Below are 23,056 nucleotides of genomic sequence, written 5' to 3'. Positions count from 1 at the left end.
GAGAATTTTTTTAATTTTTTTCCCGGCGCGAGAACGCATTCATTTGCCTCTGCATGCACCCCGTTAACGGCGCACTAGTGAGGCCTGTTCAATGGCGCGCGCCAAGGCCCACTATTCGAACCGCTGGTCGCGAGCCGCATCTTCAACCGATTCTCGCTCCCTTTCCGCAGCGATCCACTCTCGAACACGAGGAACGTGTCTGGCGACCGCAACTCCAATTTCTTGGCGTGGATGATCTTGCAGTTGTTCTAAAACCCCTAGCCGACGCTCGATAATGGCCGCTCTGCTGCCGGACCAACTCATGGGAGAGAGGTTTCCGACAAGCGCGTCCACCACTGCACCAGGCTCGGGAGCGGCTTCCAATATCGCAACTATCTGAGGGGAGAGATTCTCCTCGTTGTTGCTCTCTGCACTGCCGCGTCGATCTGCGGGAAAAAGCTCAAGATACTGCGCGATTACTGTCCATCGTGAATCGTTCACTGAACACCAGTCCACGAGCGCTTCTGGTGGGATGCCCGATAACGGCGATCTGGCGTAACGAGCTCGAAGGTCAAAACCCCTTGACCCTGCGTCAGGGTCAGGAATGGCCGCGTTTAGGTAGGCAGCCGGTGCACTAGCGGCAATGGCACTTGCGGTGTCATCCACGTCGAATATTGAGCCATATCTTCGCGTCGCGTGATCTGTGAGGGCGGAGAGTAGACGCTCGGCTCCAGACCCATCGTCTTCTTCCAGACAATAGCGAGTGACATTCCCCATCGTATGATCGAGATTGTCGTCAACCCGTTCACCGGAGATAAGCGTCTCCAAAGCTTCAAGTCCAACTTGCCGAATGTCTTCTGGCCATACTCGGCGATCATCGGTCTCGACATGCCGTAGCATACTGAGTGACCGCACAACCAACCTGGGACCTTCAGGCCTAGAGAGTAACGAACGCATCAGGCGGACACGATCAACGTCACTAAGTTCGCGATTTTCGCGCCAGACGATGTCGGCCAACTGATGCGCGTGAACTACCGTGTCCGCAGCGAACTCAATGACCAGTTCAACCTCCTCTGGCGAAAGGGCTCCATCCGGAAGGAAAAAAGCATAATCACACCTAAGTCGAACGTTCTCGCGGCATTCCTGCCGAATTGGTTCAGCAGTTTCGGGGGCTTCTTCGTCTAATTTTTGCAGGTAGGCCGATAGAAGGCTCAATTGCCGCGACCGGTCGGGCTCAGTGAGGTGAGCGTCTCTTAATATGGCCCACGTGGCTAAAGGGTCCTCCGAAGCCTCTGCAATGCCCTCGCCGAGCGATTGAAACCCAGGGCCGTCACTCCGCAAAACTTCAGGAATGACGCGTCTTAAAACATCGGGATCTGCAGCCAACTCGTGACCTAGTTCCTCGAGCCGTTCTGCACGCCGCTGAAATGCTGCATCAGTGTCGTCGTCCTCATCCAGCTCAACATCCCAACGCACAGCTAGTTCGCTGTGCACCCGGGCCTCCAGATCGTCAGGAGCCAACTCCTCAATCAATTCTCGAACTGCAATGATGTCTTCTTCCGGGAAATCGTCGCCTCTTCGTCGAGACAAGTACAACAACCGGTGTAGCGATTGACGAGCTTCTGGCCATGATCTCCTTGCGTGCTGCTCACGAATGGTTTCGAGGAGAGGGGTCCGCAGCGACGGTACACAGCGCCAGAGTTCCCTCAACCTTCTTGAAAGCGCAGTGCGTGCGGCTTCTTCCGCATCTGGGTTGCCAGAGTTCGCAACTTCAGCAGCTAAAGCGAACCATGCCTCGAACCATTCAACGATCTCGTCACCTCGTGGCTCCCAGCCATGGGCGTCGGGGCGCGCGTCCAAGTCGAAGTGGAAAGAAGGTGACCAAAAGTCAGTCTTTAGGGCTGAAGCGAGCATCGCCTTACCACGAATAACCACTCGTTGGTCACTTGATAATAGCGCGTCTCGTGCAACTGAAATTCGAGCTTCAGTTCGTGCCAGCGTCCCCGAAAGAAACAGCCCGAACAGATTTTCGATTGCTGCATCTGCTCGAGTTTCACCCGACGGGTCGAGGCAAACTGCAAGTCCGACGAGAGCGTTGCAAGAGCGTGCAAAAAGTGTCTCGCCATGCGCAGCCCGTAATGTCATCCCAATCACGTCATCGATAGAGTTGCCCGGTTGGTCGAGCTGTTCTCCAGACGCAATCCGAGCCTCAACAAAATCAAGGACCTCTTGGTTTACGAGATGCGACACGGTGCTGAAAAGCTCTATCTCGGAGGTAGGGTCTGCAAGTGGCCCATCTGGCTCCATCCAACGACGTACGATCAGTCGGGCCTCCTCCACGTCGTGGAGGTAGGACAGCCGTCGTGCTAGAGACTGGCGCAATCTGGGTTTGTCAGCAAATGTGTTGGCCACGTCTCGCCAACGGATGTTTCTAAGCGCACCTTGTGCGAGCCTGTTGGCCAGGGCGTGCGGCAAGATTGCGCGCCATCTACTTCGTGCTTGGGCAAGGCCTCGTTCCAAAAGGGTAGCTGCATGCCGATATAACTCGCCGGGGTTCACGCCAATAAGTGAGCCCAAGACAGCTAATTCGTCAGGTTCTTCGACGCCTTCTACGTCGAACGAGTAGACAAGTGACAAGACCTCGGCACCGTTAGCGAGCGCCGCATCACGCGACTCCCGTTGCCAAAAGAGGCGGTCAAAGAGTTCCGCTTCTTCGAACGTCGACAGTGAACCAGTTTGAGGCGCAGCTTGTGCCAAGGCCAGGCCAAGCCGAGCGTTTCCAAGTGCGAGCTCTGCCAACCGCCTGGCATCCAAGGACGAGAGGTCAGGTCTGCGGCGCCTTAACAGACGTTCTACGATGTCCGGACCCTCGGCTTCTATTCTGACGACATCGGTTTCTTCGGGTCGATCGCTTCGGACATCATACTCCACGGTCACCAGCCGAACTTCACTTCCAACTTCCGCGAGCCGCCGAGCAAGTGCTTGATGGGTGTCCGGAGGACAGTTGTCGGCGACAAGAACCGCAGGTGCACCAAGTTGAAGCATGGCTTCAAGCATCTGCATGGGAGAAGTCGCGAGCGTATGGCCAAGGTCAGCGTATACGGCCTGAGAAGGAGGCAGTTCTGGAGTGTTGCCAACCTGTTCAAACAGCGCTTGGACGATGCGGCTCTTCCCGATACCTGAGAGCCCAGCGATACGAACTGCAGCATCTCCGGTTCTCACAAGCTCTCTAATCGCATCGATGGCTTCGACTAAATCTGTTGTGGGTTGTCTGTCCTTTACGTAGAAGCGCAGGCCTTCTTCACAGATCAGGGTGTCATCTGCACCTGATGGCGTAGCCGACCACCGACCATATTGTTTCCAACCATCCAGGCAAGGGAGCAACATGTGCTCTCGGAGCCACGCTGCTACAGATGGATGTGTACTGACCCAACGGGCCAGCGCATTGCGGTCTAAGAAGGCGAGATTGATGTGGGCAGCGTTTGGGTCTCCGGCAACGGCGTCCCGCATGGCATCTTGTCTTCGCTGAAGCATCACATCAGAGCAGTTTGCTCCGGCGCTGACGATCAGATACGCTCCGTGCCCTGCTGCCAGTGTTGAGATCGAGGGTCGCAGCCTCCCATTTGAATGCATTTCTTCGCCAACGGCGCTAGGAATGAGGTCGCCCAGCTTTACTTGCACTCCGGTATGTCTGCGCTGCAGAGGTCCATGCGGAATGAAGGGTCCTGTAGCTTCGACGACTACATCCAAGCCCCCGTCTGCAGCCGTCTGACGACCGCCCCAACGAACCTCGAGGCGGTGTCCTTCTTGTCGTTCTCTCTCAGCCTCGCAAAGCCGTGCAACGAGCTCTCGAAAAACAGCATCATTCAGTTCTGGCAATCGGTCGGGTGGTATATCGAATACAGTCACTATAAAAAATCTTGCGCTATGGACGTTTATGCGAATGGCAACGTACGCCCATCTGCGGAATTTGGAAGAGCCGATGTGCACAACAGTCAAATCTTCTTTGGGTGACGTCTATACTCAACTATTTCAAGTGCTTGAACAGCAAGACCCAGCGGCGGCTCAACCAGTTCCAAGGTACGGTGAAATCAAGTGCTCCCTGATGTTTCGACGCTTTGGTGGTGGCGTTGCACCACTTCATCCAAGTTTCACTCAGCGCTTTGCATGTGCGGTGGATGTGGGCTGCCTGCCGTTGTTGTCAAAGCTGGACCTGAGCCCGACATCCATATTGGAGCTCCAAGTAGGAGGCGTGGTTGAGGCTCGGAAAGGCCTCACAACGCCTTGTCCAGTGGGTTACCTAGCCGATGCGCGGTATGGCGGCTGGTGCCGCCCTCTGAGGCTGTGTGGTTCACGGTTAGGCCGGGAGGGTAAATTTAATAACTTGAGGTTCAGCCTGCCATGTGCCGCGACCAACAGCATTCGTGACCAACGTCGACCATGTATCCATCACCCTGACCTTTTGCGGCCAAAGGCTCGCGTGATTGTAGGCTGCCAGTACGCCAGAACGAGTTGCAGACTGCCTATGGTTCAAAAGCGCGTCAGCAACTGCTGCGTCAGCTGCACCCGTCTCAGCAAGCGTCGTGAGGAAAGTGCGGCGCAAGTGGTGCATGTTGAAGTCGGCAATACCTGATGCCGCCCTAACCCGTTTAGCCAATGCGCTATGACCAGAGAACGGCTTTTCGGTGGGTGACAGGCCGAACACGCTTACCCCCTCAGAAAGATCAATGTCAGCATTGTCCAGAAATTCGAAAACTGCACTGGGCACAGGCAGTGCAAACGGATCGCCGTTCTTTGTGATTTTGCCCGGCAGCAGAAGGCGGGAACCCGCTTTGTCAACGTGCTCACCCCTAAGGTTGGCTAGTTCGCCCTGCCTCAATGGCAGGTACAGCGCACAACGCAAAAACAGCAGTTCGTTGGGTGGGAGGCCACTGGCCTCGTACAGCGCTTGTACTTCGGTTGCTGTATAGTACCGAGTGCGAGGCGCAGGCGGCTTGGGTCGCTTTGGCTTGGGAACCTTCTGGCAAGGGTTCGCAGAAACAACCTCCCTGCTTACGAGATCGTCGAAGAACCTGCTCAGGGCACCGAAACGGTGCAAGGCACGTGGTCGGCCCCTGTGAAGACGCAACATGTCCATGATTGCACCGGTGGTTACAGCCTCTGGTCCAACCTTTTCGACGTTCATCTCCTTCACAGCGTTACGCAGTGCGCCCTTCTGAGTAACACAATGGTTTGTAGGCTCTGAGAGGTTGGCGGCAATGTAGTCTTCAACCAAGTCATTCATTGTTTTGGCTTGGGCCACTTCCAAGGCACGCTTCGCACGCTGGGTCTTGCGGTCAGAGGCCGGGTCGTGACCCTCGTTCACACTGACCTTAAGCGCCGCAGCCGCCTTTCGGGCGGCAGCAACATCATGTGATGCAGGTGTGCCGATCTTGAATGTTTGCGACGGCCAGCGGCGGCCATCCGGGCGGGTGCCCGGTTGCTTGTAGTCAAGGCTGTATGTGGCATTGCGCGGACCGACCCGCAACATGAGGCCTTTAACCTCTGTGTCTCTGTATACGGTGGTTTCCGCCCTGTTTTTGAGGGCCTTATCTATGACGCTGTTGGTGAATTTGATGGTCTTTGTGATGGGCATGATATTCACGGACTATTAACGGACATTTTGGTGTCGAGTCTTGCCTCGACCTGACCGCTAGTGGAATCATGCGTCAAATAAATGTCAATAGTTACAATGATCTATGTCCGAACATGCCAAGATGTGTCAAAGTAAGTCAGCCTGATCAAACTGACTTTTAATCAGTGGGTCGCAGGTTCGAATCCTGCACGGCTCACCACTTTTTTTCATGGACTATGATCTTGGCTTACAGCGAACTGCTTGTGTTTGGCCCAGCTGTGAACGACGGTCGAAGCCACGGGCTTGATCGAGGTGCCGGACACGCTTTGTGCCATCCAACACGACCTCGGCGGAACAAATCTCGAATTCGGCCAGCATGGTATCAAGCGGGATGCGATGGAAGAGGTCCACGCCTCGCACATGTCGAAACCCAGAGCAGACGGGCAGCTGGTTCTGCGTGAAGATGACAAAGTTCTGAAAGTGCCGGACATCCGGCGACCCAATCTGGCCCGGATTCTGCAACGGGCAGAAAAAACGCGCCGAAAGCCGCAGCGGGTGTCAGCCACGCTGCGGCTTTGATCGGGATGCGAAGCGCCTAAACCTCGACTTCGACCTTGCCGATCGGGTTCGAGCAGCAGGCCAGAATGTACCCCGCGTCGATGTCGTCTTCCGAGATCCCTCCGTTGTGGACCATGTGGACCTCGCCAGCAGTTTTCTTGACCTTGCAGGTACCGCACACGCCGAAGGTACAGCCTGACGGAATGTTCAGGCCAACCGAGCGGGCGGCGGCAAGCACCGTGTCGGTCTCGGCAACCTTGGCCGTCACGCCCGAGGTCGCGAACAGGATTTCGGCGCTGCTGTCGTCGTCCAGAACAACGTCATCCAACTCGGGCTGATCCGCCTCGGTTTCCACCGGCGCGCCGAAGCTTTCCTGATGGTAGTTGTTCATATCAAAACCAAGACCGGCCAGCGCGTCGCGCACCGCTTGCATGAAGGGCTCGGGACCGCAGCAATAGACTTCGCGCTCAAGGTAATCCGGCGCCATCAGGCCCAGCATCAATTGGTTGAACTGCCCCTGATATCCCGTCCATGGGCGGTAGCGGTCCGGCTCTTCCACCACGAACTTCAGGTCCAAACCATCCGTGCGGCTGGCCATCTGTTCCAAGCGCTGGCGGAAGATGATCTCGGATGGCCGCTTGGCGCAGTTGATGAAGACAACGTCCAGATCGCGGCCTTCGTCCCACATGCAGGTGGTCATTGACATCATCGGTGTGATGCCTGAGCCAGCCGAGATAAACAGGAACTTGCGCGCATCGCTCAGTGCGTTGGTGAACAGGCCCGCAGGCCCAATGGCCTTGAGCCGCATGCCGGGTTGAAGATTGTCCAGCATCCAGCGCGTGCCGATACTGTCGGGTTGCGCTTTGGCGGTGATGGTGATCGACCGCGGCCGCGATGGCGACGATGAGATCGTGTAGGTGCGATACACGACTCCCCCGGGCTGGCCGGGCGCCGGAATCTCGAGCGTCAGGAACTGACCGGGGTGATAGGCGAACTGCGCCCCAGAGGGGGCCCGGAACGAAAAGCTGGCGGTGTTCGGCATCTCGGGCACGACCGAGACACATTCCAGCATCTCTCCATCCTGCCAAACGGCTGATGAAAGCGTGTCCAGATCTTTCATCAGACTTACTCCGCCGCCATGTAGTCAGGGGTCAGGCGGGCCGACACTGTGCTGCAATACCAATCCACGAATTGCAGTACGCCGGATTCCTGAATGGCTGAATACGGGCCGGGCACATAGGCCGGGCTGTTGATGCCCTGCTGGTTGTCCTCGACCACCTGACGGTCTTCGTCATTCGTGGCGACCCAGACTTCGGTCAGGCGTTTCACGTCGTAGTCAACGCCTTCAACCGCATCCTTGTTGACCAGCCATTTGGTCGTGACCTCGGTCTCTGTCGGGCTGATCGGCGTAACACGGAAAACAATCGAGTGATCGGCAAGAAAGTGGTTCCACGTGGTCGGATAGTGGAACTTCAAAAGCGATCCCGCATCCGCAAAGGGCGACCGGCCCAACCAGCGGCGCACGGCGGATTTCCCGTCCATCGTATAGCTCTCGGCGCCTTCTTTCAGCGGTATCCGCGCCAGACGGAATTGGCCGTCCTCGTGCAGATAGAACTGCGATGGCATACCCGCTGACTGGCACCTGTCGAAATGGGCTTGCATATAGGCTGGGGTTTCACCGCCTTCGATCCCCGTCACGCCCGGATCATCAGGGAAGGTCCGGCACAGCGCAGGGTGGTTGCCGCCGCAGTGATAGCACTCGCGATTGTTTTCCCAGACCAGTTTCCAGTTGCCGTTCTCGATGATCGAGCTTTCGAATGCGACCTTGGCATTCGCAAGATCATGCGGCTCAAGATACGGGCGCGCGATATTGGCAAACGTGTCAAAATCCGGGGCGACATCCGCCAGACAGATATAGACCAACCCGGCAAGCTCGCGGCAATGAACCGTCTTCAAACCATGCTGTCTGGGATCAAACTCTGGCCCCATGTCGCGGGCCCACAGCAAAGAGCCGTCAAGCTCGTAGGTCCATTGGTGATACGGGCAAACCAGCTTCGGCGCGTTGCCTTTTGCCGCCTTGCATATGATCGAGCCGCGATGGCGGCAGGTGTTGTGAAACGCCCGGATCTGGTTGTCGGCGCCGCGCACGATGATCACGCGATAGGCACCCACGTTGTACGTTACATAGTCGCCGGCTTTCACCAGTTCACAGGCCGGAATGGCAAAGAGCCATTCGCGATAGTGGATGGTTTCCAGGTCGGTCTGAAAGATCTCGGGGTCGGTGTAAAAGGCCCGTTCCAGAGCATAGCCCGGGATTCGACGCGCCAACAGGTTTTGGACATTGTTCACTTCTGGCTCTCCTGCCGCGCCCCGCGGCATTGCTTGGGCAGATGACAGGGAGGAACCGTCCGGAGGCGCGCGAGGACCACGTCCGAAACCCGTGCCCCCACCGCCACCCGCGGTTTGACATATCTGCAAGGCTGGTTTCCGGACTTGAAAGGGGCTTGCACCCGGTTGCGACACCTTCCCGGGATCCTCGTCCCAGTGGTTGATTGTCGAACCTGACCTTCCTTACCGTTGCGGGGGCAGCGCCGGAATTCCACCGGCTTCCCAATTCTCCGCGGTCTGAGAATCAAACAGCGGCACCTCACGATGGCAGCCTACTTTCTACCTGCTTGGGCGCTGAAATGCTTGCGACATTTCCGGTTTCAAAACAGACATGGAAATTTTCCGGCTGAGTGGACGGCGCCGGGATCACGGTCCTTGGCACAGGGGCATGGCAAGCCCGCCAGCACGGCGTTCTGCAGGGGCCAGTGGGCTTTGCGATGGATGCGGCCACGTCTGACATCCGCGCCGTCAAATTGTCCCCCAGCCGTGACAGCGAAGGCCCGGCTGCTCTGCACAGAAACGAAACGCTGCACGTCGCCTGAGCATGGCTGGAAAAGAGAGAGTCAGGCCAAGTGAAGGAGGTTTGCAGCAAACCCTTTTGGGTGAAGTTGATCCGTTTGGGATAGTGCTGGCTTGCCATGAGGCAGGTGAAGAAGGCGAATATCCGTCATGCGAGAGTTGTCAGTCCATCCTGTCAACGGACGGTAGAAAACCTCATTTTGTCCATAAAAAATTGTCTTTTTCGGGAAAAACCATTACGTTTTCCGAAAATGGTGGAAAACACCGGAGGCAGTAAGAGAGCAGATGCCAAAACCGAAAACAGGTGTTTTGCGGACAACAGTTCCTTCGCGCCTCATGGGAAAACGGGATGGTCTGTTTTTCCTCTGGGGGCAGATAGAACGCGCGCGCTTGAAGGTCGAGGGCGGCGAACGCGCCGAGGGCGCAGCCTCGGACGGGCCAAGGGCAAACACGGCCGGTGAGGTCAAGGGATCGACGACAGCATTGGTGGACGAGTTTATTTTCTACTGACTTTTGTGATGAAACCGGGCCTGACGGCCCTATTTCTTCTCGAAGAACAGGATGACTTCACCCAGACGGACGCCATAGCGTGAGACATACGCGCGGTTCAGCAGACGGTCGTCGTCCAGCAGCCACATCCAGTCGTCGAATTTGACACGCATGGTCCCGTCCTTGATCGGCAGGTCGATCTTGTATTTCCAGTTGAACGTATCCCCGCGTTCAATCCCGCTGGCGGTGCCCAGCACGCCAGGCGCCGTACCGGTCCACGTATCCTCTCCGGTTTTGGTCAATGTCCAGATGCGTTGTTCCGTCGCGCCATCGTCGTAGACGAAGTCTTCGACCAGGGTCAGGGTTTCGCCGTCCCATGTTCCGTCGATATCAACCGTGAATCTGCGGGGGATATTTCCCAGAACATCCTGAAACTGACCGTAGGCCACTGTTTTACCCTCAAAAAACTCTTCCAGGTTCAACTGTCGGTCCGACAGAAACGTTTTTGGTACCTTCGGTTTGCTGGAGCAGGCCGCCAGAATTGCAAGGCTTGCGATGGCAATGCAGGCGATGAAAGAGCGAAAGGTGATCATTGCAACGGCTTCCCTTCCGAAGTCGCGTCATACCCGTTTGACCCACTTGGATGCATCGGTTTCGATCTGGGGCTTGGACGCATTGTGGCGATCAGTTCCGCGACCTTGACGCCAAACTTGCGCATCTCGGACCGATTCATGATGACGCCGGTTTCTGTCAGGTACATCCAATCGGTGACATCCAGTGTGTGTCCACCAGCGTCATCTGGCAGAATGATACGATAGGTCAGTTTTACCGTGGACCCCGAGATAATGCCCCGACCTTCGCCCACGATATCATCCGCCATTGCCGTGAATGTGTTGCCAGTTCCCAGCGTCAGGTACCATTTGCGGGTCATCTGTTTTCCGTTGGAGTAGGTGAAGTACTCGGTCAGCGTGCCCGAGTTGCCTTGCCATTCGCCGGACATGCGCGCGACAAAGCTGTTCGACATTTTGCCGTTGGGGCCATAGATCAGGCCCTCGGACAAGATCTCTCCGTTCAGGTGTTTTTTCAGGGAAAAATCTGGCCCGGTGCCACTGTAATCGGACGGCGATTGCGCGCGAAAGCTCAGCAGCCTTGCACGGATGAAGACAGCGGTCAGAAGGACCAGAAGGATGATGGTGAAAGCGTTCATTTGCTTGTGACCTCGGTGGGCAGGGTCAACACCATCCCGAACGCTCCGACTTTCAGGATGCAGGGCAGCACCGCATAGGCAAGATTGAGTGTATCCAGTGCCTGTGCTGAATTGGTTTGACCGGGGGTGAAACCGCTGCGTTCCAGCAGCGGCAGAGTGAAAAAGGCAGCCAGGGCGAGGCCCAGTTTGCCAGCGAAGGACCAGATGCCAAACGCGGCTGATGCGTTCAGCCCGGCCCGGGTAAGGACGATCGAGAACATCGCAGGCAACACGACCATATCCGCGCCCAACGCCGCGCCCGAGGCGAGACAGATCATTGCAAAACCCGCAAGATTTCCTGCACTCAGTGTGGCGGCGCCGATAAAGCCGGCGATCGAGAGCGGCATGGCGATAATCAGAGTCTGTTTCGGGCCAATTTTGTTACTGAGCTTTGCCCAGAGCGGAACGCTCGCGCCTGCGCTCAGGAAGAACAGGATCAACAAAGGACCTGCCTTGCCCGGCAGTTGCAGCCGGTCTTCCACAAAAAATAGAAACAGGGTGGAGGTTATGGCAACCGGGAGGCTGTTGACCAAACCCAGCGCAAGTAGGCGCAAGCCACCGGCCTGACCCAGACCTGCAAAGGACAGGCCTGATCCGGTGATCGGCTTGCGTCGCCAGATCGGGATCGTCAGTATCAAGGTCAGAACGGACAGCAGCGCCAGGAACGCGCCGAATGCGGGGTAGCCTTGGGAGTGTGCCCCGAAAGCAACCAACAGGGCCGGAGCGCTGGCTGCGATGACCACTCCGGTCAACTGCCCGCCTTCACGATAGGCGGCCAGTGTCATCAGCTCTTTCGGATCGGTTCGCTTCGCCAGAGTTGCGCTGCGACCATACAGAAGGATGGTTCCCAGGCTGTATGCCGAGAACAGCAAGATAAGGATCGCGACCAGTTCCGGCACGCTGGCACCCTGCGGCAGATTGAAAAGCAGGGGAAACCCGATCGCCAGCCCCAAAGCCGCCATCGCGGCAAATGCAAGCTGGCCGCCGGGCCATCGGTCGATTGCCCAACCGATCAGCGGATCCTGCACCAGATCCACCAAACGGATCACCAGCAGCACCGTACCAATGACCCCAAGGCCAATACCCAGGTTCACGGCTGCAAAGCGCGGCAAGTGGATATAAAGCGGGATACCCGCCGCAGCGAGCATCAGCGCATAGAGACTGACCCGGGGATAGAGCATCACCGCCCCTGTAGCCTGCGCGTGAAGGACGCGGACCGCGTGTTGTCTCCCAGGAATACAGACATGAAACTGCGCTTGATGCCCGGATGCGCCATGGTGCACGTCTTTTGCCCGTTCAACCAGAAACTGACCTTGTCGGGACCATCAGAAACCGCCAGATAGCTGTCCCCTTTTTCCACGGCTTTGAAACACCGGTTCAGTTGGTCGCGAACCGGTGCTGAACGGCCAATGCGGTCCATCTCGTCAAGCGTCGAATTGACCAACGCTTTCTTCTTGATGTTCTTGCGATAGGTCAGTTGCAGGGCGATATCTTCGCTCCAACTGAACGGCGCACCTTTGGGCGTATAGAGTTTGGCGTCATAGATCGGCAAACCCAGATACCGGAACGTCGCGGTTCCGCGCAGTTGGGCACCGTTCAGTTCTTCCGTGACCGGCGATGCGATCAGCCCATTGGGGATCAGCAAGGAAAGTGCAAGAAACGCTGTGCGCCATATCGCCTTATTCTGCGGCAACAGATAGGGCCGGGTCTTTCCCAAGAATGCCATTGTCAGCTCCGATGGTTTGCGGGGCACCATTTATTCGAGCAACGACATGCATCGCGCTGGCTATCCCGTCTTCGTGAAATCCGTGCCGGTTGTAAGCACCGGCAAACCAGGTTCGGTTCTGTCCCTGCATCTCGCGGATTTGCCCTTGCGCCTTCAGCGCGGCCTTGTCGAAGACCGGATGGGCAAATTCGACTTTGTCATAGATCTTTTCCGCGGGAATTTCTGATGAAGCGTTCAGCGTTACAAACAGCGGGTCACTGTCCGGAATGTTCTGAAGCCGGTTCATCCAGTAGGTTACCCCCACGTCTCCGGCTTGCGATCGATAGGTCCAGCTTGACCAACAGGCGCGCCGCTTTGGCATCTGACCTGGGTCACAATGCAATATGGCCATATTGGGCTGGTAGCGGATTGCGCCCAATGCAGCGGCTTCCGCGGGGGTCGCGCCATCACCTAAAATGGCAAGCGACTGGTCCGAATGGGTGGCCAGGATGATTTCATCGAACTGATCCACGGCGCCCTGGCTGTGGATGGTGATGCCCATCTCGTCACGGGATATATTCTGAACGGGGCTGGCCAGACGTATTTCTGCCCCCCGCGCACGAAGGGCTGCGTCGATCCGGCGGACATACTCTATGCTGCCGCCTTTGACCGTGTACCATTGATGCTGGTTTGCGCGACCACTTGCCAGCAAAGCGTGATTGCGGAAAAACTGTACCAAAGAGCGTGCGGGGAACTGATCCACGAACTCGACCGGCGTGGACCAGATGGCACCGCACATCGGCATCAGATAATTGTGCCGGAACCAGTGACCCAGCCGCAGCTGGTCCACCAATTCGCCAATCGTGGTGTCATCGTCCTTGGCGGCTCCGGGGGCTTCTTTGCCAAACCGCAGAATATCAGCGATCATCTTATAGTAAGCCGGACGCGCCAGATTGCGCTTTTGAGCGGTCAGTGTGCGCAGATTGTTCAGCCCGTATTCAATGCGGCCATTGTCGATTGTCGCGCCAAAGCTCATCTCGCTTTCGATCACGGGCACGCCGAGCTCATCAAACAGTCGGGTCAGGTAGGGATATGTCGCATAGTTGAAGACGATAAAGCCCGTATCGACCGGTTGATCCCCGTTCTTTCCGGCCATCACCGTGCGGGCATGGCCACCAAGCCGAGGCTCGGCCTCATAGACTGTCACGTCGTTGTTTTTTGAAAGATAGTAAGCGGCGGAAAGACCCGAAATGCCTGCACCTACAATCGCGATTTTCTTCCGTACACCCCGGGGTTCGTCGAACATTCCAGCCTCTTTATGTGACAGTTTACAAGAAGATACGCAGGGTAGGCACAAGTGGATCAATCCGATTAGAAGTTTTTAACAGATGCACTACCTTGTGGCGTCTGGTTTGAGCTTCCGTGACCTGCGCAACCGTTTTGATCCGAAGCGGGCGCAAGGCCGTATTATCGTGAAACACAACTGAATCGGCCCACACATGAGCAGCTTTGACGGCAAAACCATTTGGATCATCGGCGCTAGCGAAGGGCTGGGTCGCGCTTTGGCGCATGCGCTTGGCCAACAGGGTGCTTCCCTGATCCTGTCTGCGCGCAATCTTGAGAGGTTGTCCGAACTGTGTTCTGAACTGCCGGATGCGCGCGCGATCCGGTGCGATGTGACCGATTTAGACTCTGTTCGTTCGGCTGTTGCCGAGGCGGGGCATGTCGATGGGCTGGTTTACAATGCCGGGGCTTATGACCCCATGCGTTCGGCCGAATGGGACACCGAGGCGTCGCTCAGGATGAGCGATGTGAACTATCTGGGTGCGCTGCGGGTTCTGGGTGAAACCGTTCCGGGTTTTGTCCGGGCAGGCCAGGGAGAGGTTACTCTGATCGGGTCACTGGCCGGGTATCATGGGCTGCCTGCCGCCATCGGGTACGGAGCCAGCAAGGCCGCACTGATTTCTCTGGCCGAGACGATGCGACACGATCTGGCGGATACTGGCGTGACGGTGCGTATCGTCAATCCGGGCTTTATCAAGACCCGACTGACCGAAAAGAACGGTTTCAAGATGCCGATGCTGATGTCGCCCGAGGATGCGGCGGATCGCGTGGTCAAGGCGATGGCGCGTCGCCGTTTCCGTACAGATTTTCCGGCACCGTTTTCCTGGTTCATTCGTCTGATCGACTGTCTGCCGGATCTGCTGGTTTATCGTGGGAAATAGACTCTAACAAAACTGCCCCTGACAGAACCAGCCTGCGGACATCGCGCCCCCGTGCCCATAGAACAACCACAGGCGCTCCCCTTGTTCTGTCACCACCACCCAGTAATCGCGTACCCCGCTGCGCCAGTTGGGATCATCCAGCCACCATTCCGGCGCGATGCGTTCCGGGCCGGTGGCCTGTGCCAGTTGCCAGTCTCGTCCACGCCAGCGAAAGGTGCGAGGCACATTCGGGGTTTCCGGGGCCATCACGGGTTCGGGCTGCCACATCTGCAAGGGGCGGGGGCGCGGCGGGGCAAGCCAGTCGCGCGCGGGTTCCGACCAGGCCGCCGCCAGCGTTTGCGCCGTTTTCTCGGGGATATGAGAGGCCGCAGGATGCCGCCGGGTGATCGCGTCCAGCCCTACCCGCGCGCCCAGTTTCCCAATCAGGTCATCCACGGCTGTATTGCCCTCAAGCCGGTTGCGGGCCACGCGGCGCGCTTCGGCATGACCGGCGATGGTGCGGGCGTGGATGGGTTCTGTCTGGATCGCTTCAAGCCGCAGCAAGTCGATGCCATAGCCTGCGTCGATCTTGTCAACTTTCATCTCTAACAAAGGGCGAATGCGGTTTTTATCATAGGTCGGACGGGCCAGGCCGATCTCGATAATTTCAGCGGCCTGATCCGCACGGTGGGCTTCCAGGCGCAGCGTGCGGACCCCGCGCCCCTTCTCTTCCAGTTTGGTGCAGAGCGTTGGCAGAATCCGATCGACAGCGGCCATCACGTCTTCGACCAGGCCAATCGGGTTGGGCAGAGTCATCCGCACCGCAAAGTGATTGGGCGGACGGGCGGGCGAGACCGGCTCGGGCGCGCTGCCCATGGCCTGATCCAGACGCAACACCAGCCCGCGGCCGAACCGCCGTGCCAAACTGGCACGCGGCTGGCCCAGCAGATCACCGATCCGGCGCAGGCCCAGGCGGTTCAGTTGCGCCACGGTCTGATCGTCCAGTCGCAGCGCCGCGATGGGCAGGGGGCTGAGCGCGCCATAGGCCTGCCCCGGCGCGGCAATCCGAGCGCCACCGCCCAGCGCCATCACCTGTGGCGCGGCCCCGCCCCTGGTCCAGTGCCGCCGCTTGCTTGCCCGGGCGCGGGTGGCGCGGGCCTCTTGGGCAATAGCATCACCGTTGCGATCGGACGTGGCCTCTTGCCCGGCATAGCGCGCCAACGCCCAGGCTGCGCCCAGCGTGTCGGCGATGCCCATCTGCACGCTCAGGCCCATGTCGGCGCAGTCGGTCTCAAGCACGCTCAGCAAGGCCTCTTCACCGCCGAACAGATGGGCACAGCCCGACAGGTCAACGATCAGGCCATCGGGGGCCTCTTCGGCCACCCACGGGCTGAACTTGCCCGCCCAGCGGCGCAGCGCGGTCAGAAACGCAGCCTCGGCCGGGGCGTTGCGAGGGCGGGTGATCAGGCTGGCGCACATGGCATGGGCATCGCGGACCGGCTGACCCACGCGCAATCCGGCGGCCTGCGCCTCGGCATTCAATGACGTGACGATCTGCATGTTCGACTGTTCGGCCACAACGGCCAAAGGCCCGGCATGCAGGCCCCGCGCGGCGCGGACCAGCCGTTCGGCCCCCAGACGGGGAAACCAGAGCGAAAGAATTCGGCGTTTGGGCATCGGCAGGCATCATTGATGTTCTTATTTTGTTCTTAATTCAGAATCACCTGCCGAGTCCACGCTTACCCGCAGGTCAGACGCTGAATAACACCGGCGTCGTTCACATAGACGTTCAGCCTGTCGATACGGTAATCCTGTGTCGCGATGTCGTCCGGGCCCAAAACACGAGACCGTTCGGGAAGACCAGCCTGAATCGTTGAAACGGGCTGACCAACGGATTCGGCAAAGGGCTCGCCCTTGCAAAATGCCAGATCAACAGGTGCGTCTTCTGAGGTGGCGGCGACATCCTGCGGGACGCTTGTGTCTGCGCAGGCCGCCAGAAAGATAAAGATCGGTAAAAAACGGTGCATTGGCGTTCCTCATTCTGGCAATGTCGTTTCTGCAATATCAAATAATTAGCCAACCTGCCAAGAAAGCACAGTTGAAACCACCCTGTATTTGACGCAGGGTCGGGGCAAAAGTGACAGGGAGATAAGTACCATGCGTACCCGTGCCGCCGTCGCCATTCAGGCAGGCAAACCTTTGGAAGTGATGGATGTGAACCTTGAAGGCCCAAAGGCGGGCGAGGTTCTGGTTGAAATCAAGGCCACCGGTATCTGTCATACGGATGAATTCACCCTGTCGGGTGCCGACCCCGAAGGCCTGTTCCCGGCCATTCTGGGCCATGAAGGCGCAGGCGTCGTGGTCGAGGTCGGCCCAGGCGTGACCAGCCTGAAGCCGGGCGATCATGTGATCCCGCTCTACACCCCCGAATGCCGTGAGTGCGAATACTGTCTGCATCCCAAGACCAACCTGTGTCAGGCGATCCGGGAAACCCAGGGCCAGGGCCTGATGCCCGATGGCACCTCTCGTTTCTCGACCTTGGATGGGGATCCGATCCTGCATTACATGGGCTGCTCGACCTTCTCGAACCACACGGTTCTGCCCGAGATTGCGCTGGCCAAAGTGCGTGAAGACGCGCCTTTCGACAAGATCTGCTACATCGGTTGTGGTGTGACCACCGGCATTGGCGCGGTGATCAACACCGCCAAGGTGGAAATCGGCAGCCGCGCCATCGTGTTCGGCCTAGGCGGGATCGGTCTGAATGTCATTCAGGGCCTGCGTCTGGCCGGGGCCGATCAGATCGTCGGCGTCGACCTGAACCCGGCCAAGGTCGAGATGGCCGAGAAATTCGGCATGACCGATTTCGTCAACCCGTCCGAGGTCGAGGGCGATCTGGTGCCCTATCTGGTCAACCTGACCAAGGGCGGCGCGGATTACACCTTTGATGCAACAGGCAATGTCGGCGTGATGCGCGCGGCGCTGGAATCGGCGCACAAGGGCTGGGGCGAATCCATCATCATCGGCGTCGCACCCGCGGGGGCCGAGATCTCGACCCGTCCGTTCCAGCTGGTCACCGGCCGGTCGTGGCGCGGCACCGCTTTCGGCGGCGCACGTGGGCGCACGGACGTGCCCAAGATCGTCGACTGGTACATGGAAGGCAAGATCGAGATAGACCCGATGATCACCCACACCATGGGTCTGGACGACATCAACACCGGCTTCGACCTGATGCACAAGGGCGAAAGTATCCGGTCAGTGGTGATTTACTAGTGCAGTTTGCTTTCGTCGCTGATGACAGCGACGAATTGCTTCAAAAGTTAGAAACGTGGGGAGCTTTTGCTCCCCCGCGATTGGAAAGGCGGGGTCGACAAAAAGAACTCGAAAGATTTTGTCTTCGACTCTTGCTGCTGCATCAGTGCCAAAATGGTCTACTCAGTTTTCCTGTAAAAGTGGAAGAAAGTGAAAACCCGGATTTTGTTTTGACTAGCGACGGCTCCTCGACTGGAATTGAGGTCGTCGAAGCGAGCGATCCTCGGGAGCAAGCGGAATGGACGGCGCGTGAAAAAAGAGGTTTAGGCTTCGGTGAGCCTATCGTTCGAGAAATAGACTTGATGGACCCGGACAGAATGGCAAAGTTTGGAGCCCTAGTTGAAAAGGCTATCCTTTCAAAAGCAAAGAAATGTAGTTCTGGCGTGGACGAGTTGCTTATTTATGCGAACACAGATTGGGACGATTTTGAAGACTTGGAATGGAAGACATCCGCTCTTTCCGGTTGTAACCAAATAGGGCGCAGATTCTCTAAAATTTGGATTCTTAGTGGCGGAGATGTATTTACCGTTTCCTCATGAACCCGGTCGCGACGCCCCGGTATCCGATCGCGGTGACCGAACCCTCAGCACCGGAGTGTTTACAGACGATGTGTTCGCCCGGCTCTCGCGCCAGACAACGAACACACCGGACGCGATGATGATGCTGGCCCCGACTGCGACCCACATGTCGGGCGTTTCGCCAAAGAACATCATGCCGAATATCGTGGCCCAGATGATCTGGCTGTACTGGCTGGGCGCGATGACGCCTGCGGGCGCAGCGCGATAGGCCAGAATGATCAGGTGCTGGGCGATCACCGAAAACACGCCGACCAGCGCCATCATGGCCAGATGCAACAGGGACGGCGGCTGATAAACGGCCGGTTGGGCCAGGCTCATGACCACGATCGCCAGCAGCATTGGGTAGAGGATCAGCACGGCCGAGCGTTCCTCGTTCCCGATCTTGCGCACCAGCACCGATGCAAAGGCGCTACAGAATGCGGCCATCAGGGCGGCCAGATGGCCGAGCGTGATATCCGTTGCGCCGGGGCGCAGAACGATCAGCACCCCGATCAGACCCACGCCAACCGCAGCCCAGCGCTGGGCCCGGACGACTTCGCCCAGTATCGGAATCGACAGGACCGTGACGATCAGCGGGAAAGAAAACAGCAACGAATAGACCTCGGCCAGGGGCAGGACCGAAAAGGCGTAGAACGCGCAGGACATGGCCGTGACCATCAGACCCGAGCGCAGCAACACCAACCAGGGGTGATGCGGCCGGAAGTTGCCCGTGGTCCGGTCCGTCAAGATCGTCACGGCCATCGGAACAAAGGAAAACAGCGTGGCAAAAAAGATGATCTGCATCACCGAGTAGGTCCCGCCCAGCACCTTGATCAGCGCGTCATGGGTGGCGAAGACCGCAAAGCCCGCGAATGCATAGCCAAGACCCCGGAGGGTGGTGTTCTGAGTGCTCATGGGTCGGCCTCGGGTGATGTGTCGATGTGAAGGGGCAGCGCAAAAGGGGCTGTCTTGTCTCTGACTAACCCTATTTCCTCGACCCGCATAGCCCCTAATTTACCGCTAACATCGCAAGGCAGCCATGACGTGGGCTCAACGCAGGATCGGTGGCGCGTTCTTGGGCTGGCGGGCCGATTGCACCCCGGCTTTCATCCCAACACCGATGCGGCGCGCCAGAGCGATCCATGGGGTGGCGGTTTCCGGGGGCAGGGTCTGGGTGGCGACCTCTTCGAACAGGTCCAGCCAATGGGCGAACATCTCGGGCTTCACGTCCGGTCGTTCGATATGCACCCGCTGCGGGTTGCCGTCATAGCTGCGCTCGAACAGGATGGCGTTGCGCCAGAAGGATGCGATCTTTTCCTCATGCGCGGGCCAGTCGGTGACATGGTTGGCGAATACAGGGCCAAGTACCGCGTCCTGCCGCACACGGGCGTAAAAGGCGCGAACCTGTGCGTTGATCTGCTCGGGCGTCGCGGGAAAGCGCGGCGGAAGGGTTGGTCTGGTCATGGTGGCCTGTTTTCACCTCTGTTTTTTGGCAGATAGGCGGTTCCGGCGTTATGTGACAGAGGTGGTATTGTCGCGCTGCCCCGGCGTCAGCAGGTGCCGCAGCAGGGCCACGGGATGCGCCCGCAGGCTCAGGCGGGTGGCGACGTAATCCTCGACCACCTGTTCGCCCAGCGACATCCGGGGCAGATGGGCGGCGGGCTCGTCCAGCGCCTCGCCTTCCAGATCCTGCGCAAACAGGGGCAGAGGCTTGGCTGTGGCAATTGCCTTGGCCTGCCACAGCGCCTCGCGCCGGGTCAGGCTGCAGGCGGCAAAGGCATCGGCCTCGGCCAGCCGTTCGATCACCGACGGGCCCAGCCCCGCACGACGCCAGACATCATCGACCTGATGGTAGCCGTTGCCGCGCGCGGCGGTCAGCCAGCTGGCGTCTTCCTCGCTGAGGCCCTTGATCTGGCGGAACCCCAGCCGCAGGGCCAGCCCGCCATGGCCGTCGGGCTCCATCACGTTGTCCCAGAAGCTGGCATTGATGCAGACCGGACGCACCTGCACCCCATGTTCCCGCGCATCGCGCACGATCTGGGCAGGGGCATAGAACCCCATCGGCTGTGAATTCAGCAGGGCGCAGGCGAAAATACCGGGATGGTGGCATTTGATCCAGGCGCTGGCATAGACCAGCAGTGCAAAGCTGGCCGCGTGGCTTTCGGGGAAACCGTATGAGCCAAACCCTTCGATCTGTGAAAAACACCGCTCGGCAAAGTCGTCATCATAGCCGTTGCGCTTCATGCCGCGCAGGAACAGCGCGCGGAATTCGCTGACATTGCCATGCTTCTTGAAGGTCGCCAGCGACCGTCGCAGCCGGTCGGCCTGTTCCGGGGTGAACCCCGCACCCACAATGGCGATCTGCATCGCCTGTTCCTGAAACAACGGCACGCCCAGCGTCTTGCCCAAGACCTCGCCCAGTGCGTCCGAGGGAAAGCTGACCTCCTCCTCTCCGTTCCGGCGGCGGATATAGGGGTGAACCATATCGCCCTGGATGGGGCCGGGGCGGATGATGGCGACCTCGATCACCAGATCATAGAAATTGCGCGGCCGCATCCGGGGAAGGAAGTTCATCTGCGCGCGTGATTCCACCTGGAACACGCCCACCGAGTCTGCCTTGCACAGCATGTCATAGACCACCGGATCCTCGGGCGGCAGGGTGGCAAGGGTGTAGCTGGTCTGGTGATGCTGGCCGATCAGGTCGAAGGCCTTGCGGATGCAGGTCAGCATGCCAAGGCTGAGGACATCGACCTTGAGGATGCCAAGACTGTCGATATCGTCCTTGTCCCAGCAGATGACCGTGCGGCCCTCCATCGTGGCGTTTTCGATGGGGACAAGCTCATCCAGCCGACCCTCGGTGATGATGAATCCTCCCACGTGCTGAGAGAGGTGGCGGGGAAAGCCGTCGATCTCATGAACCAACATTAGAGTCTGTTTCAGGCGGCGGTCTTGGGGGTCGAGGCCGATCTCGCGCATCCGTTGTGCCTCGAGCCCCGAGGCCGAGAAAAACCCCCAAAGCTGTGAGGAAAGCGCCGAGATCGTATCTTCGGTCAGGCCCATGGCGCGGCCCACCTCTCGGATGGCGCGCTTGCCCCGATAGTGGACAACCGTGGCGCACAGCCCCGCGCGTTCGCGGCCATAGCAGTCATAGATGTGCTGGATCACCTCTTCGCGGCGTTCATGTTCGAAATCGACATCGATGTCGGGCGGCTCGTCCCGCGCCTCGGAGACGAAACGTTCAAACACCATGGTGCCCATCTCGGGGCTGACCTCGGTGATGCCAAGACAGAAACAGACGACAGAGTTTGCTGCCGAGCCGCGCCCCTGGCACAGGATACCGCGCGAGCGGGCGAAATGGACGATGTCGCGGACGGTCAGGAAGTAGGGTTCGTATTTCAGCTTGCCGATCAGCGTCAGTTCATGCGCCAGCATCTTTTTGGCTTTCTCGGACGCCCCGGCGGGATAGCGCCATTTCAACCCTTCATGCGCCAGCCGATGCAGGCGCTGGGTCGGGGTTTCCTGGTCGCTGCCCTCGCTGGGATATTCATAGCGCAGCTCGTCCAGCGAGAATGTGAGTTCCTGGCTGAGCGCATAAGCGCGGGCCACGGCGTCCTCAAAGCCCTTGAAAATGCGCAGCATCTCGGGTTCCGAGCGCAGGCGCTGTTCGCCATTGGCCAGCGCGTCGCGGCCCAGATCGTCCACCTTGCGGCGCAGGCGGATCGCGGTCAGCACATCACCCAGCTTGCGGCGCGACCCGTGATGCATCATCGGCGCGGCGCTGGCGATTGTGGGCAGGTTCAGATGATGAGATTCAGTCTCTAACAAGTGAAAAAATGCGCTATCGGCGCCATCATACCGAGGGTGAATCAGCAGATGCATGCGACCGGCAAAGCGGCGCGTCAGCTGTTCCGCCTGTGTCCGCCATCCGCTCGCGCCGCCGGTTGGGCGGCCCGCCTGTGGCCAGAGCAGCAGGTGCAGACCGTCGGAAAATTCCAGCAGGTCGGACAGGTGCAGGATGCAGTCGCCCTTGGCCGCGCGCAGCCGTCCGGTGGACAGGAGGCGGCACAGGTTGGCCCAACCCTGCCGGTTGATGGGCAGGGCGGTGACGGGCGGGGCATCGGTAAAAATCAGCCGCGCCGCCGGGATCAGGCGCGGCACCGCATGCACCGGGAACGAGGGCGGTTTCGGGATGTGATCGGGGCAGGGCGGGCCGATGGGCGTGCTCTGCTCGTCCCACGCGCGGCGCTCACGGACCTTGCGGGCGATCTCGCGCGCCTGGGTATGGGCGCGGACGATGCCGGCCACCGAGTTGTCATCGGCGATGGCGATGGCGGGCAGGCCCAGGGTGACGGCGCGCTCCATGTACTCCTCGGGGTGCGAGGCCCCGGTGAGGAAGGTGAAGTTCGACGTGATCGACAGTTCGGCATACATGGCGATTCCACATTATATTCACGTTTTGTTCTTTTTCGAGTCCTTTGCGCAGGAAAC

At 58.8% G+C, this 23,056-nt stretch carries 19 protein-coding genes, 1 pseudogene and 1 riboswitch; of the genes and pseudogenes, 6 read left to right on the top strand and 14 right to left on the bottom strand.

Features of this window, described 5'->3' with window-relative positions; all coding sequences use genetic code 11:
• Positions 1-111: 111 nt before the first annotated feature.
• Together ACR0LI_RS16515 and ACR0LI_RS16510 are read right to left on the bottom strand one after the other, a co-directional pair.
• Positions 112-3,489: a hypothetical protein gene (locus tag ACR0LI_RS16515; RefSeq protein WP_480718868.1), complete on the bottom strand. Its 3,378-nt coding sequence runs from the start codon at positions 3,487-3,489 to the stop codon at positions 112-114.
• Positions 3,490-4,336: 847 nt separating this feature from the next.
• On the bottom strand, positions 4,337-5,614 hold the full coding sequence (locus tag ACR0LI_RS16510) for a tyrosine-type recombinase/integrase (RefSeq protein WP_480718867.1): 1,278 nt from the start codon (positions 5,612-5,614) through the stop codon (positions 4,337-4,339).
• Between the two features lie 282 nt (positions 5,615-5,896).
• Between ACR0LI_RS16510 and ACR0LI_RS16505 the strand changes: the two genes are divergently transcribed.
• Positions 5,897-6,172, top strand: coding sequence for a hypothetical protein (locus ACR0LI_RS16505; RefSeq protein ID WP_209835156.1), 276 nt, complete (start codon positions 5,897-5,899; stop codon positions 6,170-6,172).
• 16 nt (positions 6,173-6,188) lie between these two features.
• On the opposite strand, the gene ACR0LI_RS16500 is transcribed toward ACR0LI_RS16505, so the two are convergent.
• On the bottom strand, positions 6,189-7,271 hold the full coding sequence (locus ACR0LI_RS16500; protein ID WP_480718866.1) for an FAD-binding oxidoreductase: 1,083 nt from the start codon (positions 7,269-7,271) through the stop codon (positions 6,189-6,191).
• 5 nt (positions 7,272-7,276) lie between these two features.
• Positions 7,277-8,530 carry an aromatic ring-hydroxylating oxygenase subunit alpha gene (locus tag ACR0LI_RS16495; protein ID WP_480718865.1) on the bottom strand — a complete coding sequence of 418 codons (1,254 nt, stop codon included), beginning with the start codon at positions 8,528-8,530 and terminating at the stop codon, positions 7,277-7,279.
• 82 nt (positions 8,531-8,612) lie between these two features.
• Positions 8,613-8,816: riboswitch (cobalamin riboswitch) on the bottom strand.
• Positions 8,817-8,889: 73 nt separating this feature from the next.
• Between ACR0LI_RS16495 and ACR0LI_RS16490 the strand changes: the two are divergent.
• Together ACR0LI_RS16490 and ACR0LI_RS16485 are read left to right on the top strand one after the other, a co-directional pair.
• Positions 8,890-9,042: pseudogene (locus ACR0LI_RS16490) on the top strand (IS5/IS1182 family transposase); the annotation flags it as partial.
• Positions 9,043-9,343: 301 nt separating this feature from the next.
• Complete coding sequence (locus tag ACR0LI_RS16485) at positions 9,344-9,568, top strand: hypothetical protein (RefSeq protein ID WP_152459486.1); 225 nt, start codon at positions 9,344-9,346, stop codon at positions 9,566-9,568.
• A 29-nt stretch (positions 9,569-9,597) separates the two neighbouring features.
• Here ACR0LI_RS16485 and ACR0LI_RS16480 read toward each other — a convergent pair whose 3' ends face one another.
• From ACR0LI_RS16480 to ACR0LI_RS16460, 5 genes are read right to left on the bottom strand one after another with little or no spacing between them, the layout of a single operon-like run.
• Positions 9,598-10,140 (bottom strand): DUF3833 family protein, encoded by a 543-nt coding sequence (locus ACR0LI_RS16480; RefSeq protein WP_171206657.1) that lies wholly within the window; start codon positions 10,138-10,140, stop codon positions 9,598-9,600.
• Positions 10,137-10,754, bottom strand: coding sequence for a DUF3833 domain-containing protein (locus tag ACR0LI_RS16475; RefSeq protein WP_480621452.1), 618 nt, complete (start codon positions 10,752-10,754; stop codon positions 10,137-10,139). Before ACR0LI_RS16475 ends, ACR0LI_RS16480 begins: the two co-directional genes overlap by 4 nt.
• The gene (locus tag ACR0LI_RS16470) at positions 10,751-11,974 is read right to left on the bottom strand and encodes an MFS transporter (RefSeq protein ID WP_480718864.1); all 1,224 of its coding nucleotides are present in this window, start codon (positions 11,972-11,974) and stop codon (positions 10,751-10,753) included. Before ACR0LI_RS16470 ends, ACR0LI_RS16475 begins: the two co-directional genes overlap by 4 nt.
• Entirely contained in the window at positions 11,974-12,519 is a 546-nt protein-coding gene (locus ACR0LI_RS16465) for a chalcone isomerase family protein (protein WP_480718863.1), read from the bottom strand. Before ACR0LI_RS16465 ends, ACR0LI_RS16470 begins: the two co-directional genes overlap by 1 nt.
• Positions 12,473-13,804 (bottom strand): NAD(P)/FAD-dependent oxidoreductase, encoded by a 1,332-nt coding sequence (locus ACR0LI_RS16460; protein ID WP_171637457.1) that lies wholly within the window; start codon positions 13,802-13,804, stop codon positions 12,473-12,475. The genes ACR0LI_RS16465 and ACR0LI_RS16460 overlap by 47 nt, the downstream gene beginning before the upstream one ends.
• Before the next feature lie 193 nt (positions 13,805-13,997).
• Between ACR0LI_RS16460 and ACR0LI_RS16455 the strand changes: the two genes are divergently transcribed.
• A complete protein-coding gene (locus ACR0LI_RS16455) occupies positions 13,998-14,723 on the top strand; it encodes an SDR family NAD(P)-dependent oxidoreductase (protein ID WP_171637455.1) in 726 nt (241 codons plus the stop codon).
• Positions 14,724-14,726: 3 nt separating this feature from the next.
• On the opposite strand, the gene ACR0LI_RS16450 is transcribed toward ACR0LI_RS16455, so the two are convergent.
• Together ACR0LI_RS16450 and ACR0LI_RS16445 are read right to left on the bottom strand one after the other, a co-directional pair.
• Positions 14,727-16,379, bottom strand: coding sequence for a DUF6504 family protein (locus ACR0LI_RS16450; RefSeq protein WP_480718862.1), 1,653 nt, complete (start codon positions 16,377-16,379; stop codon positions 14,727-14,729).
• Between the two features lie 62 nt (positions 16,380-16,441).
• Positions 16,442-16,729, bottom strand: coding sequence for an I78 family peptidase inhibitor (locus ACR0LI_RS16445; protein ID WP_171637451.1), 288 nt, complete (start codon positions 16,727-16,729; stop codon positions 16,442-16,444).
• 130 nt (positions 16,730-16,859) lie between these two features.
• Here ACR0LI_RS16445 and ACR0LI_RS16440 point away from each other — a divergent pair, with 130 nt between their 5' ends.
• Together ACR0LI_RS16440 and ACR0LI_RS16435 are read left to right on the top strand one after the other, a co-directional pair.
• Positions 16,860-17,972, top strand: coding sequence for an S-(hydroxymethyl)glutathione dehydrogenase/class III alcohol dehydrogenase (locus ACR0LI_RS16440; RefSeq protein ID WP_209835163.1), 1,113 nt, complete (start codon positions 16,860-16,862; stop codon positions 17,970-17,972).
• Complete coding sequence (locus ACR0LI_RS16435; RefSeq protein WP_480718861.1) at positions 17,972-18,550, top strand: hypothetical protein; 579 nt, start codon at positions 17,972-17,974, stop codon at positions 18,548-18,550. The genes ACR0LI_RS16440 and ACR0LI_RS16435 overlap by 1 nt, the downstream gene beginning before the upstream one ends.
• On the opposite strand, the gene ACR0LI_RS16430 is transcribed toward ACR0LI_RS16435, so the two are convergent.
• The 3 genes from ACR0LI_RS16430 to ACR0LI_RS16420 all read right to left on the bottom strand — a co-directional run bounded on the left by ACR0LI_RS16430 (position 18,545) and on the right by ACR0LI_RS16420 (position 22,999).
• On the bottom strand, positions 18,545-19,483 hold the full coding sequence (locus ACR0LI_RS16430; RefSeq protein ID WP_480718860.1) for a DMT family transporter: 939 nt from the start codon (positions 19,481-19,483) through the stop codon (positions 18,545-18,547). The two genes, ACR0LI_RS16435 and ACR0LI_RS16430, sit on opposite strands and share 6 nt — an antisense overlap.
• Positions 19,484-19,618: 135 nt before the next feature.
• The gene (locus ACR0LI_RS16425) at positions 19,619-20,032 is read right to left on the bottom strand and encodes a group III truncated hemoglobin (RefSeq protein WP_209835165.1); all 414 of its coding nucleotides are present in this window, start codon (positions 20,030-20,032) and stop codon (positions 19,619-19,621) included.
• 48 nt (positions 20,033-20,080) lie between these two features.
• The gene (locus ACR0LI_RS16420) at positions 20,081-22,999 is read right to left on the bottom strand and encodes an error-prone DNA polymerase (RefSeq protein ID WP_480718859.1); all 2,919 of its coding nucleotides are present in this window, start codon (positions 22,997-22,999) and stop codon (positions 20,081-20,083) included.
• Positions 23,000-23,056: the final 57 nt, after the last annotated feature.

The sequence above is a fragment of the Ruegeria sp. CL7 genome, assembly GCF_056536445.1.
This window is presented reverse-complemented; position numbering and strand designations above follow the sequence as displayed.